Consider the following 11,981-nt stretch of genomic DNA (forward strand, 5'->3'; position numbering starts at 1 on the left):
ATGGCACCGATTGATCACACCTCCGTTCCTGGCACGAAATGAAAGGTATTTGGCATGACATGAGAAGTTTGCGTCTGCCAGCTACCCCACAGTGCAAGCCACGAACACGCGTCACAAAAACAACAACAGATTGGAGTCATGCATGAACTTTCTCGACGGATCCCTGCACCCAGAAAATCAACAGAAGCTCGTCATCACCGTTGCCCCCTACGCTCCGGAGTGGATGCCTTCGGACTTCCCGGAGGACATCCCCGTCACCATGGCAGAGCAGGTGCAGATGGCGGTTGATTGCTATAACGCCGGCGCCACTGTGCTTCACCTGCATGTCCGTGAACTGGATGGCAAAGGCTCCAAGCGACTGTCCAAGTTCAATGAACTGATCGCCGGCGTACGTGAAGCGGTACCGGACATGATCATTCAGGTCGGTGGCTCGATTTCCTTCGCCCCGGAAGGTGATAGCGACGTCGCCAAATGGCTCTCCGATGACACCCGCCACATGCTTGCCGAACTCTCGCCCAAGCCCGACCAGGTGACGATTGCCATCAACAGCAACCAGATGAACATCGTCGAGCAGATGTGCGAGGCCGATCTTGCCGGCACCAGCATTGCCACACCAGAGATCTATCGCGCATACCGCGAAATGACCATTCCGGCCGGCCCGGAATGGGTTGAAGAGCACATCAAGCGCCTCTCGGCAGCTGGCATTCAGACGCAATTCCAGCTCGGCAACATCCCCTCGTTCGAAACGGTCGAGCGCATGATGCGCCGTGGCGTCTGCAACGTGCCGTTGGTCCTGACCTGGGTGGCGATTGGTGGTGGCTCCGACGCGCCCAACCTCTACAACCTGGCGAACTTCGTGCGTGCCTGTCCGGACGGTGCCGTGCTGACTCTGGAAACCGCCATGCTCAATGTCTTGCCGCTGAACGTGATGGCGATTGCCATGGGCATGCATGTGCGTTGCGGCACCGAGGACAACCTCTGGACCCAGGGCCGTGATCGCAAGATGAGCAACGTCGAGCAGATCGAGCAACTGGTGCGCATTTCCAGGGAAATGGGTCGTGAAGTGGCCAATGGCAAAGAAGCCCGCGAGATCTACAAGATCGGCACGTTCTACAAGGACGCCGACGAGACGCTGGCCGAGAACGGCTTTGCGCCGAACCGTCAATCCGGTCAGAAAGGCTTTACCCAATTCGGCTGAGCTCACCCTGCGGGGGGCACGCTTGCCAGACCGGCGTGCGTCCCGCAAACCCCGCAACACGTCATTTCAAGAGCTGCGAATTGCACGCGGCCGTAACAAGAGGAAAGACTCCGTGACTTTGCATGCACCAATGGAAGTACGCAGTGACACCTGGCGACGCGTCGCAAGGCCCTACGCCTGGGTGGTCTTCGCCCTCACCTTCGGCCTGCTGCTGTCAGACTTCATGTCGCGGCAGGTGCTGACGGTGGTTTTTCCGCAGCTCAAGGCCGAATGGGGCCTCTCCGATTCCGAGCTGGGCGCGCTGTCCGGCGTCGTCGCCATTGCCGTCGGTGTGCTGGCCTTTCCGCTGTCGGTGGTCGCCGATCGCCTGGGACGCATCCGCAGCCTGATTCTGATGGCGGCGATCTGGAGCCTGGCCACCCTGATGTGCGGTTTCGCCTCCGACTATCAGGAAATGTTCGTGGCGCGCTTCTTCATCGGCGTCGGTGAAGCGGCCTATGGCAGTGTCGGACTGGCCGTGGTGCTGAGCATCTTTCCACCGCAGCAGCGCTCCACGGTCACGGGGGCCTTCCTGGCCGGGAGCATGGTCGGTTCCGTGCTCGGCATTGGCCTGGGCGGAGTGCTGGCGAGCCATTTTGGCTGGCGAGCGTCCTTTGTTGGCATGGCCATCTATGGCATTGGGCTGACGGTCGTGTACGCGTTGGTCGTGCACCCTGGCCGTCTTGAATCGCCACGCACTAGCGCGGGCTCGAGCCCGGCCAAGGCTCATCCTCCACTCAGCAGCCTGTTCTCGACGTCGTCGGTGCTGAGCATCTACATCGGCAGCGGCCTGCAGTTGTTCGCCATCGCCGCCTTGCTGACGTGGTTGCCCAGCTATCTGAATCGCTTCTACGACATGCCGCTGACCAGCGCCGGTGCCATCGCCGCCCTCTTCATGCTTTGCACGGCGGCCGGCATGCCACTGTGCGGCGCCATCGCCGACCGGCTTTGCAACGGTTCGCCAACCCGCAAGATCTGCTTGACCATGGGCTATTGCCTGCTCTGCAGTGCGCTGTTGACCCTGGCCTTTGCGCTGCCGGTGGGTATTGCTCAACTGGTGATGATCGGCCTGGCCATGTTCGTGGGCGGCGGCATCGTCGGCCCCTCCGGCACCATGGTCGCCGACCTGACGCCGCCGGCCCTGCACAGCACCGCCATGGCCACACTGGCGATTGCCAACAACCTGCTGGGCATGGCCCCGGGCCCCTTCGTCACCGGCTTGCTCGCCGATCGCATTGGCCTCGCCTCGGCCCTGCAACTGCTGCCCTTGGCGGGGATTGCCGCCGCGTTGGTGCTGATGGTGGGGGTTCGCAACTATCGCACTGATCTTGAGCGCATCTGCCCGCAACCCTGTTCCTGATCGGGCGCCATCGCAAGCGCTAGTCGCCGGCCAAGCCCTGCCACACTCTGGAGGCAAAACATGACGCATACCCTGGATGTGCCCGGTTCCGTTGACCTGGGCATCGGTAAGCGCGCTCGCGTGCGATCCGACGGCGTCGATATCGCAGTGTTCAACATCGATGGCCAGATTTACGCCATCGACGACAGTTGCCCCCACAGCGGCGCCTCGCTGTTGTTCGGCAAACTCGAGGGTCGCTTCGTGCGATGCCCCGCCCATGGCCTGAGCTTCGACCTTGCCACTGGCTGCATGCGCGGCGGTGGCATGAACGTGCGCCCCTATCCGGTAGAGGTCGTCGACGAACGCATTCGTATCACTCTGCCCCAACCCATCACCCGCCACCAATAACTTCAATAGCAGGTTGATCATGACCACACCCTTCACTCCCCCTCGTCATTGGCAACAGAGTTACGACGCCCGCGTACCTGCCGATATCAACCCGGATGCCTGTCCTACCGTTGTCGCCATGGCCGAACAGGCCATGCAGCGTTATGCCAGCCACACCGCATTCCACTGCTTCAAGCGTTCACTCAGCTATGGCGATGTAGACCAGCAGTCACGCGCAATGGCTGCCTACCTGCAGCACCTGGGCGTGCAGCGCGGGGATCGTATCGCGGTCATGCTGCCCAATATCCCGGCGTTTCCAGTCGCCATGTTCGGTATCCTGCGGGCCGGTGCAGCCCAGGTTAATGTCAACCCGACGTACACCCCGCAGGAGCTCTTGCACCAGCTCAATGACGCCGGGGTCCAAACCATTATCATCATCGCCAGTGCCCTCCCTACACTGGAATCGATACTGGTCAGCACCACCATCAGGAAAGTCATCGTGGTCCACCCCGGCGACACCCTGGACGGGCCCGTGGGGACCGGCGAGTTCGACCTCCCCTCATCGCCGGCCTTTCCGATAACGCGTTTCACCGATGCCCTGCACGAGGGCGGCCAGCTGGCGTTGACACCGGTCGAGCTGACGGGCGACGACTTGCTCTTTCTGCAGTACACCGGGGGTACCACGGGCCCCTCGAAAGGTGCGGCGCTGTCTCACCGCAATCTGATCGCCAACATCCTGCAGGCGCGCGCTTTTCTGCCTGACATGTTCGACACCGAGGGTGCCAACGTGGTGGTGACGGCGCTACCGCTGTTCCACGTGTTTGCCCTGACGATCAATCTGTTGATCGGTTTTTCGGCCGGCGCCGAGAACTGGCTGGTCCCCGATGCGCGTAACAGCGATGACCTGGTCGACACACTGATCAAGGCCCGGCCGACGCTGTTGACCGGGGTCAATACGCTGTATGGCGCGCTGGTCCGCCACCCGCGCATCCGTGAAGTGGATTTCTCGCGCCTGCGCCTGGCCATTGGCGGCGGCGCGGCGGTTCTGCCGGCCACCTCCACACAGTGGAAGACCATCACCGGGCAGGAAATCCTCGAAGGCTACGGTCTCTCCGAGACGTCGGCCATCTTGTGCCTGAACGTCATGGGACGCAGCCAGTTCTCGGCGGCTGTGGGCTTGCCCCTGCCTTCGACCGACATCGTGCTGCTCAAGGACGATGATCAACCCGCCACCCTCGGCGAGGCCGGGGAAATTTGCGCCAAGGGGCCGCAGATCATGTCCGGTTACTGGCAAAAACCCACTGCCAATGCCAAGGCGTTTACCGCCGATGGTTACTTTCGCACCGGAGACATTGGCATCTTTGCCGCCGATGGTTTGCTCAAGATCGTCGACCGCAAAAAGGACTTGATCATTGTCTCGGGTTTCAACGTCTACCCCAACGAAGTGGAGGTCGTTGTCGCCAGTTGCCCAGGTGTCAGCGAATGCGCGGTAATCGGCATGCCGGATGAGCGCAGTGGTGAATCCGTCTGCCTTTACGTCGTCAAGGCGACCAACGTCACACTCGACGAAGCCACGCTGATCCAGCACTGCCGCGCACACCTTGCGGCCTACAAGGTACCGCGCCAGGTGCGGTTCCTCACGGCACTGCCCAAGTCCACAGTGGGCAAGATATTGCGCAAGGACTTGCGCGTACTCGCCACCGCGGGCAGTTCGCCTGAATCGATCCTGGTCGGATGAACGACGCTACACCGGGTCCATGGCGCCCTGCTCGACCCGGCAATCCAGCGGCCGAATCTGGCATCAATTGAAAGGTCGCTGGCATCAAATGAGAAGCTCTCCAGCGGCCATCGCCTTAGAGTGAATCATCTGCCGCACTGGCAGCTGCCCACCTCCCCATGGCATCGCCTGCGAGGACAAAACTCCATGAGCTCTATCGCTCTCGTCAATATTCACACCCGCGCACTCGACCTTGCGCCGGGTTTTTTCGTCAGCGTGATCGTTGCCATCGCGGCGACCTTCCTCGCCGAGCACTATGGCGCACCGGTGATGCTGTTCGCGCTGCTGCTCGGTATCGCGATGAATTTTCTGGCCGGCGATGGCAAGTGCAAGGCCGGAATCGAGTTCACCGCGCGTACTGTCCTGCGCCTCGGTGTAGCCCTGCTGGGCATGCGCATCACCCTGGAACAGATTGCGACGCTGGGCTTCAAGCCCGTGGCATTGGTGGTGATCGTTGTGGTGGCGACCATCGCGGTGTCGGTGGTAGCGGCCAGGGTCCTGGGCTTCAAGCGTATATTCGGCATGCTCACCGGTGGTGCCACGGCTATCTGTGGCGCCTCGGCGGCACTGGCCCTGGCTGCCGCGCTGCCCAACCATCCGCAAAAGGAACGCGCCACCCTGTTCACGGTGATCGGCGTGTCGGCGCTGTCCACGGTGGCGATGATCCTCTACCCGATGATCGCGAACTGGTTTGCCTTGTCGCCGCAGGACGCCGGCGTGTTCCTGGGCGCGACCATCCATGATGTCGCCCAGGTGGTGGGTGCCGGTTACAGCATGTCCACCGAGACCGGTGACACCGCCACCGTGGTCAAGCTGATGCGCGTGGCCATGCTCCTGCCGGTCATCCTGTGCGCCACGCTGATCACTCGTGCACAGGGCGCGGACGCCACTGGCAAGCGCCCTCCGCTGCTGCCCATGTTCGCCGTGGGCTTCCTGCTCCTGGCCTGTATCAACAGCACCGGCTGGATCGCGCCGGCGGTGCAAGGCTTCGTCAACGAACTGTCGCGCTGGTGCCTGGTGATCTCCATCAGCGCCCTGGGCATGAAGACGCAGCTCAAGGAACTCGCCACGATCGGCCTCAAGCCGATCCTGCTGATGGTCGGGGAAACCGTATTTCTGGTCGGGCTGGTGCTGCTGTTGCTGCACTGGGGATTGTAAAGCGCGGATCAGCGAAGGCCGATCCGGCCTTCGCATCAGAGCAGGAGGAGTCTTGATGATTTCAGAATGTGCCTTGTACCGGTCCCTCGTCGGCGAGTCTTTTGGCTTCCTCGATGAGGATCGGCGCGCCTAGCGCCATGCTGTGGATGCCCAGTATCGAGGTCAGCTGCAGCACCGCCAGGATTTCCTCGACAGTGACGCCCAGCTCCAGTGCCTTGCGGATGTGGCGACGCACGCCCGGGGCATACATATGGGTGCAGGAGGCATCGACGGCGATGGCGATCAATTCGAAGGTCTTGGGTTCCAGAATCCCCTTGCGGATCGGGTGTGTGGCCATGCCGAAAAATTTTTCCACCCATTGCGCATCCAGCTCAGCCAGCGAGTCCCAGGCGGGATTCCAGTTACCGGCATCACGCATGGCATCGCAGGTTGGGGTGCCGGTTTTGCTCTGGTCTTCATTCATCTGCAGTTCCTCAAGGTTGAGTGGTTGCTTTCAACTCTAAGCATTCCAATGTCCCCTGTATTGACTCCAGGGGGCACAGGCATGACATCTCGGGACACGTGCAACGTATGGGTAACTCCTCAATGAAAGGTCTTGTTCGCAGTGCCAGCCTCACCCACTACGCGGAAATTGCCCGCTCGTTGAACGTCGACCCCATGCAGCAATTGCGCGCGGTAGGTCTTGACCCGCGTTGCTTGCTGCAGCCAGACCTGAAAATTTCAATCGATGCGGTGGCACGGTTGCTGGACAGTTCGGCGCGCCAAGCCGGCGTGGAAGATTTCGGCCTGCGCCTGGCAGAAAGTCGCAAAGCCTCCAATCTCGGGCCCCTGGCACTGCTGTGGCGCGAGCCGACCTTGCGCTCGGCCTTGAAGGCGCTCCAGGAGTTTCTCTATCTGCACAATCAGGGGCTGGTGCTGGAGATCGAAGAAAGCGCCGGTGTGGCGGTGTTACGGCTTGAACTGGTGACGGTCAGCCACGTGTTTGTGCGCCAGTCCGTGGAGTTGGCGGTAGCGGTGACTCACCGGATGCTCAAGACCCTGCTGGGCAACCACTGGCACCCTTCAGCGGTGTGTTTGCGCCACTGCGCTCCACGGGACGATAGCCGGCATCAGCGTGTGTTCGGTACGGCGGTACAGTTCAACTGTTTGCTGGACGGCATTGTCTGCCGCACCAGTGATCTCGACCGGCCCCTGCCCAGTGCCGATCCGGAAATGGCTCGCCACGTTCACCAGTATCTGAAAAGTATCCACGAAGATTCCAGGACAGCCCTGCTGGAGCAGGTGCACCAGATGATCTGGACGCTGCTGCCGACCGGGCGTTGTTCGGTAGAACAGGTTGCAGCCCACCTTGGCCGCGACAGACGGACACTGCACCGGCAACTGACGCGCGAGGGTGAGACGTTTTCTTCGCTGCTGGATCAAGTACGCAGGGAACTGGCGGCACGTTACCTGGCAAACCCCCACCATCCGTTGAGCGAAATTGCCGGCGTTCTCGGCTTTTCCGAACTGAGCGCCTTCTCCCGCTGGTTCAGCCGTCTCTTCGACTGCAGTCCATCGTCCTGGAGAACCCAGCCTCCCCGAGCCCCCCAAGAGGTTCCTGAAGTCAGTACTTTTTAGTGCACTTTAAAGGTAGAACAATCCAAGCAATCGCCTAAGCTCCAGGGAGGGTTTCTGGTGTGGACATTGCATTACAGCCTAAGGAGGACTTTGATGGACCGACGCGAATTTCTTGAGAGCAGCGCCCTCGGTCTCAGCGGCCTCGCCATGGCAAGCGCCATGGTTGCCTCGGCTTCCACCGAGGCGGCGGGAGAATCTTCGCAGACCAAGGCCATCGACATGGTGCGGAAATGGGGCCCTGCAAAGCCGAGGCATACCTGAAGGTGAACACGAATCCGTGGACAAACGGTATTCTCGACATCAAGACCATCGAGCTGATTTGCGTCGGCCTGAACGCCGCCTGCACGAACCTGCAGCCAGAACCCACGCGCGGTCACATCAGAGCTGCGCTTCAAGCGGGCGCCACCCGAAACGAAATCCAGCTGGTGATCGAGGGAGCTGCGTTCATGGCGATCCATGCGTGCAGTCTCGGCGCGCCAATTCTGCTCGAGAAGGGTAAGGCGGCCGGGAAGACCCCAACAGTCAAAAAAGTTGCGACTCCTTTGGTCGATATGATGAAGGAAAATGGGATCTGGAATACGGCATGGGACCCGTTCTTCAACCTTGACCCCCTATGGACCGATCAGTTCTTTGCGGCCGTTGGGGGCATTTACGACGGCAAAACCCTCCAACCGAAGTTCGTCGAACTGCTCAGCATCGCATTGGACGCGTCGGTTACGCACATGTACGCACCCGGCACCCGGCACCCGGCGCCATATCAAGGGTGCCCTGGCCCTAGTGTCTCGAGCGGCTAGTTCATTTACTAACGTGTAAAGATATACTGTGTGCCCCCTCGCCCCGAGATGGTTCCACGCATGCCTCGACCAATTGCTCCTTTTGCACTGCAAGCCGCCGACGTCATTACGCTTCAAGGTTGGTTGCGCATGAGTACGCTGGAGCAAAGCCTCGGCCAGCGGGCGCGGATACTCCTTTTACTCGCTGAAGGGTGACGCCCATGGCCATCTGTGGGCAGTTACAGATCACTTCACCGACGGTGTTCAAGTGGCGAAAGCGCTACCTTGAGTCCGGCATCGAGGCCTGAGCGACCTGCCGCGTAGCGGTCAGCCCCCTGAAGCTGGGTGCTGAGAAAGTCAAAGAAATCCTGACCCTGACAACTCAGCGGGTTCCCAAGGAAGCAACGCATTGGAGCGTTCGGTTGATGGCCAAATACGCGCGCGTTACCACCTGGCAAGTTCGACAAATCTGGGCTGCGTCCGATCTCAAACGCACCGGCTGAAGACATTCAAGATCAGCAATGATCCGCACTTCGCCGAAAAGGTCATTGATGTGGTCGGGCTCTATCTGAGCCCTCGGACAACGCCATGGTGCTCTCGGTTGACGAAAACCCAGATCCAGGCGCTGGACCGTACTCAGCCGATGCTGCAACTTCGGCCCGGGCAGATCGAGCGGCGAACCCATGATTACAAGCGCCATGGCACGGCAAGCCTGTACGCCGCGTTTGACATCATGACGGGTGAGTTATGGGCCGGATCACCCAGCGGCACCGGGCCAAAGAGTTCTTGGATTTTCTGCGACAGATTGACAGCAACACGCCTGCCGAGCTGGATCTCCATGTGATTCTGGACAACAGTTCGACCCATAAAACCGCTGCGATCAAGGCCTGGCTGGAAAACATCCGCGCTTCAAGTTGCACTTCACACCGACCAGCGCGTCTTGGCTGAACGCAGTGGAAGGCTGGTTTTCGCAGTTGGAGAGACGGGCGTTGTATCGAGGTGTCTTCTCCAGCGTTACTGACCTGAAAGCTGCGATCCGCCAATTCATAACGGCTCACAACGAGCATTCGGCCAAGCCGTTCAAATGGAACAAGACGGCAGAGGCCATCATCAGCTCGGTACATATGGCAAAGCTGAGCGCGATGAAAAATAAGCTAATGAATTAAGCGATCGGGACACTAGGTGCGACCATGGAAGAGATCATGGAGACGCTCAAGATCGCCACGTCCTTCGGGCAAGTGAGCATCAACATGGCGATACCGATCCTCGCCCAGGAAATTGCTGCATTCGAGAAGACGAAATAGTCTGACTGGTCGGCATATTCCCCCCTAATAGTCGCTCGTAGCGATGAGCGCTTTCGGCGTTGCGAACTCAAGTCATTGTTCAATCACTTGGCATGGCAGCGGCAACTTCAGCTTACGTGCGTTCAAGTCACAACAAGTCTGGTCCGACTATCGTGCATCGAAGGCTGTAGATAAACCCAAGCAATCACCTACGCTCGTACGAGGGATAGCAGTGCTTACATATTTATAGCACCACACTATGAAGCACGCGCTACTGATGCGATTCCATGGATTGAATCCAAGCCACTGGCCCTTCAAGTGTCGGAGATGCCTATGTTCAAGTATTTGCATTTGAGTCCAATTTTTTTACTTGCCGCTACCATCTGTATGGGTGGATCGTCGTGCCACGATCCTAAAGATGAAGATAATTCGCAAAGCAACCCATCGATGAGTGGTGGCCCAAATCGGACGGGAGCAGGGATTGTGCCACGAACACAAATTCAACCCAGAATGAACAGAACGCACTGACTTTGGACACGTCAGCGTATAAGAGTGCTGATGCCGATGCTGAATTGACCCAAATGCCGACACATTGATGACCCAAGCACCTTTGGTAAAAATCCCGCGTTGGCAATGGTTTAGAAAGTAGGAGCTAGGGTCAGTGAAACTTCGGCAACAGCAAGATCGCTCGCAGCGTCCATGAAGCCGCTCGTGATGTGGCACGGCGCATTGCAGCATCGCCGGCATATCAGCGCTCTCGCCACGAACGTAAAAAGGTCGAAATGTTGTTTGCCCACCTCAAGCGCATCCTGAAATTGGATCGCCTGCGGCTACGTGGCATGAGTGGTGCGACCGATGAGTTCGCGCTGGCCGCTGCGGTGCAGAACCTGCGACGGCTGGCCAAATTTACCTCTCAAGGGCCACCGGTCCCGGAATAGGTGCACCTGCACCTGGCGAAAAACCTCAAACCAAGTCCACCCAATAACCGAGCAGCAAAGGTCAACGAAGGGCCGAGAAACGACTCAATGTGGTGAGTAGGTTCTCCAATGGTGGTCGTGCCTGAGTTCGGCCCAGCTGAAAATCCGACTTTTTCAACAGAATCGGCCGTTTCCAGCCTTTCGCCATTAACAGCCATGAGTCGAAAGTTGCCAGTTACCAGTTACCACGTGACGCAATCGACCTCGTGGTGTCTTCTCCCATATTGCCATTGGCCAAGAGGTAAAACGTGTTGATTCAAATGACACACTGGCGCCTGGAGAAACCAACAAAAGTGGGGCCAAACGGGCCACCACTAACTATCAGAAACAGCAGAGTCCATCTAGGACGACCTCTGCTTGGAGATATGTGGCGGATACTTAGAACTTTATACCCGAAGAGGAAAACGCTTTTCCGTATTAACGATAGCAATCGTGCAAGGCTCGCGACCCGAGTCGCTTGAACACCCGCTAACGAGCACCTTAGGTTAATTCCCTACCACCCGACCAACGGATAATCGAAATCCTCAGTGGGGCAAAAAGTGGGGCAAAAATCCGCACCGCGAAAAAATAGTAACCCATAAAAAAATCCAGTCACTGCTAAGTCACTGGATTTCTTAAAGATAAATGGTCGGGACGGAGTGATTCGAACACTCGACCCCTAGCACCCCATGCTAGTGCGCTACCGGACTGCGCTACGCCCCGACTAGGCGTGAAACCTGTTCCTCATCTCGAGGAACGCTCAAGAATATATCGCAAGCTTTTGAAAACTGGAAGTATTTAAAGCAGGAATTTATTTCTTGAGCACCACCAGAACATCTTCGAGCTCCGCGATCATCTGGCGGATCATTTGCTTGTATTGAGTGGTGTCGTCTTTGGCTTCATCACCGGACAAACGCAGGCGCGCGCCGCCGATGGTGAACCCCTGATCATAAAGAAGCGCGCGAATCTGCCGGATCATCAGCACGTCCTGGCGCTGATAATACCGGCGGTTTCCGCGGCGTTTGACAGGGTTGAGTTGAGGAAACTCCTGCTCCCAGTAGCGCAGCACGTGTGGTTTGACCGCACACAGCTCGCTGACTTCACCAATGGTGAAGTAGCGTTTGCCCGGGATGACGGGGAGCTCGTCGTTATGACTTGGTTCCAGCATAAGCCTCAACTCGGGCCTTCAACTTCTGCCCTGGACGAAAGGTGACCACACGGCGAGCCGTGATCGGGATTTCTTCCCCCGTTTTCGGATTGCGGCCAGGCCGCTGGCGTTTGTCCCGAAGGTCGAAATTGCCGAAACCGGACAATTTGACTTGTTCGTTGTCTTCGAGCGCGTGCCTGATTTCTTCAAAAAACAGTTCGACCAATTCCTTGGCCTCCCGTTTGTTCAGGCCCAGCTCTTCATACAGACGTTCCGCCATTTCAGCTTTCGTCAGAGCCCCCATACG

11 protein-coding genes, 1 tRNA gene and 2 pseudogenes are annotated in these 11,981 nt (G+C 58.8%); 10 read left to right on the top strand and 4 right to left on the bottom strand.

The genetic code is table 11. From position 1 onward, the window contains the following. Positions 1-142: 142 nt before the first annotated feature. The 5 genes from RS887_RS00530 to RS887_RS00550 all read left to right on the top strand — a co-directional run bounded on the left by RS887_RS00530 (position 143) and on the right by RS887_RS00550 (position 5,898). The gene (locus RS887_RS00530; protein ID WP_274075323.1) at positions 143-1,198 is read left to right on the top strand and encodes a 3-keto-5-aminohexanoate cleavage protein; all 1,056 of its coding nucleotides are present in this window, start codon (positions 143-145) and stop codon (positions 1,196-1,198) included. Positions 1,199-1,328: 130 nt separating this feature from the next. After that, positions 1,329-2,597 (top strand): MFS transporter, encoded by a 1,269-nt coding sequence (locus tag RS887_RS00535; protein WP_416339945.1) that lies wholly within the window; start codon positions 1,329-1,331, stop codon positions 2,595-2,597. A gap of 60 nt (positions 2,598-2,657) precedes the next feature. Beyond that, positions 2,658-2,984, top strand: coding sequence for a Rieske (2Fe-2S) protein (locus RS887_RS00540; protein ID WP_322614002.1), 327 nt, complete (start codon positions 2,658-2,660; stop codon positions 2,982-2,984). A gap of 19 nt (positions 2,985-3,003) precedes the next feature. Next, positions 3,004-4,701 (top strand): AMP-binding protein, encoded by a 1,698-nt coding sequence (locus RS887_RS00545; RefSeq protein ID WP_322614003.1) that lies wholly within the window; start codon positions 3,004-3,006, stop codon positions 4,699-4,701. Between the two features lie 186 nt (positions 4,702-4,887). Then, on the top strand, positions 4,888-5,898 hold the full coding sequence (locus tag RS887_RS00550) for a YeiH family protein (protein ID WP_322614004.1): 1,011 nt from the start codon (positions 4,888-4,890) through the stop codon (positions 5,896-5,898). Positions 5,899-5,959: 61 nt separating this feature from the next. Here the strand turns inward: RS887_RS00550 and RS887_RS00555 are convergent, their stop codons facing one another. Then, on the bottom strand, positions 5,960-6,361 hold the full coding sequence (locus RS887_RS00555) for a carboxymuconolactone decarboxylase family protein (RefSeq protein WP_322614005.1): 402 nt from the start codon (positions 6,359-6,361) through the stop codon (positions 5,960-5,962). A 122-nt stretch (positions 6,362-6,483) separates the two neighbouring features. On the opposite strand from RS887_RS00555, the gene RS887_RS00560 reads away from it, so the two are divergent. From RS887_RS00560 to RS887_RS00580, 5 genes and pseudogenes are all read left to right on the top strand, one after another. Further along, entirely contained in the window at positions 6,484-7,515 is a 1,032-nt protein-coding gene (locus tag RS887_RS00560; RefSeq protein ID WP_322614006.1) for an AraC family transcriptional regulator, read from the top strand. A gap of 93 nt (positions 7,516-7,608) precedes the next feature. Then, complete coding sequence (locus RS887_RS00565) at positions 7,609-7,776, top strand: hypothetical protein (RefSeq protein WP_322614007.1); 168 nt, start codon at positions 7,609-7,611, stop codon at positions 7,774-7,776. Between the two features lie 2 nt (positions 7,777-7,778). Continuing rightward, positions 7,779-8,309 carry a carboxymuconolactone decarboxylase family protein gene (locus tag RS887_RS00570; RefSeq protein WP_322614008.1) on the top strand — a complete coding sequence of 177 codons (531 nt, stop codon included), beginning with the start codon at positions 7,779-7,781 and terminating at the stop codon, positions 8,307-8,309. A 60-nt stretch (positions 8,310-8,369) separates the two neighbouring features. Continuing rightward, positions 8,370-9,454, top strand: a pseudogene (locus tag RS887_RS00575) (IS630 family transposase). 782 nt (positions 9,455-10,236) lie between these two features. Continuing rightward, positions 10,237-10,509 (top strand): annotated as a pseudogene (locus RS887_RS00580) (transposase); the annotation flags it as partial. A gap of 664 nt (positions 10,510-11,173) precedes the next feature. On the opposite strand, the gene RS887_RS00585 reads toward RS887_RS00580, so the two are convergent. The 3 genes from RS887_RS00585 to ihfA all read right to left on the bottom strand — a co-directional run bounded on the left by RS887_RS00585 (position 11,174) and on the right by ihfA (position 11,978). Then, positions 11,174-11,250: transfer RNA gene (locus RS887_RS00585), tRNA-Pro, on the bottom strand. 88 nt (positions 11,251-11,338) lie between these two features. Beyond that, a complete protein-coding gene (locus tag RS887_RS00590) occupies positions 11,339-11,695 on the bottom strand; it encodes a MerR family transcriptional regulator (RefSeq protein ID WP_003179985.1) in 357 nt (118 codons plus the stop codon). Next, positions 11,676-11,978 (bottom strand): integration host factor subunit alpha, encoded by a 303-nt coding sequence (ihfA, locus tag RS887_RS00595; protein ID WP_002553164.1) that lies wholly within the window; start codon positions 11,976-11,978, stop codon positions 11,676-11,678. Before ihfA ends, RS887_RS00590 begins: the two co-directional genes overlap by 20 nt. Positions 11,979-11,981: the final 3 nt, after the last annotated feature.

The organism is Pseudomonas sp. BIC9C (genome assembly GCF_034541995.1).
Taxonomy (GTDB): Bacteria; Pseudomonadota; Gammaproteobacteria; order Pseudomonadales; family Pseudomonadaceae; genus Aquipseudomonas; species Aquipseudomonas fluorescens_CC.

Bases quoted from the DNA above. Each gene is read 5' to 3' on its own strand.
- RS887_RS00530 (WP_274075323.1), top strand. From the start codon at position 143: ATGAACTTTCTCGACGGATCCCTGCACCCAGAAAATCAACAGAAGCTC.
- RS887_RS00535 (WP_416339945.1), top strand. From the start codon at position 1,329: ATGGAAGTACGCAGTGACACCTGGCGACGCGTCGCAAGGCCCTACGCC.
- RS887_RS00540 (WP_322614002.1), top strand. From the start codon at position 2,658: ATGACGCATACCCTGGATGTGCCCGGTTCCGTTGACCTGGGCATCGGT.
- RS887_RS00545 (WP_322614003.1), top strand. From the start codon at position 3,004: ATGACCACACCCTTCACTCCCCCTCGTCATTGGCAACAGAGTTACGAC.
- RS887_RS00550 (WP_322614004.1), top strand. From the start codon at position 4,888: ATGAGCTCTATCGCTCTCGTCAATATTCACACCCGCGCACTCGACCTT.
- RS887_RS00555 (WP_322614005.1), bottom strand. From the start codon at position 6,361: ATGAATGAAGACCAGAGCAAAACCGGCACCCCAACCTGCGATGCCATG.
- RS887_RS00560 (WP_322614006.1), top strand. From the start codon at position 6,484: ATGAAAGGTCTTGTTCGCAGTGCCAGCCTCACCCACTACGCGGAAATT.
- RS887_RS00565 (WP_322614007.1), top strand. From the start codon at position 7,609: ATGGACCGACGCGAATTTCTTGAGAGCAGCGCCCTCGGTCTCAGCGGC.
- RS887_RS00590 (WP_003179985.1), bottom strand. From the start codon at position 11,695: ATGCTGGAACCAAGTCATAACGACGAGCTCCCCGTCATCCCGGGCAAA.
- ihfA (WP_002553164.1), bottom strand. From the start codon at position 11,978: ATGGGGGCTCTGACGAAAGCTGAAATGGCGGAACGTCTGTATGAAGAG.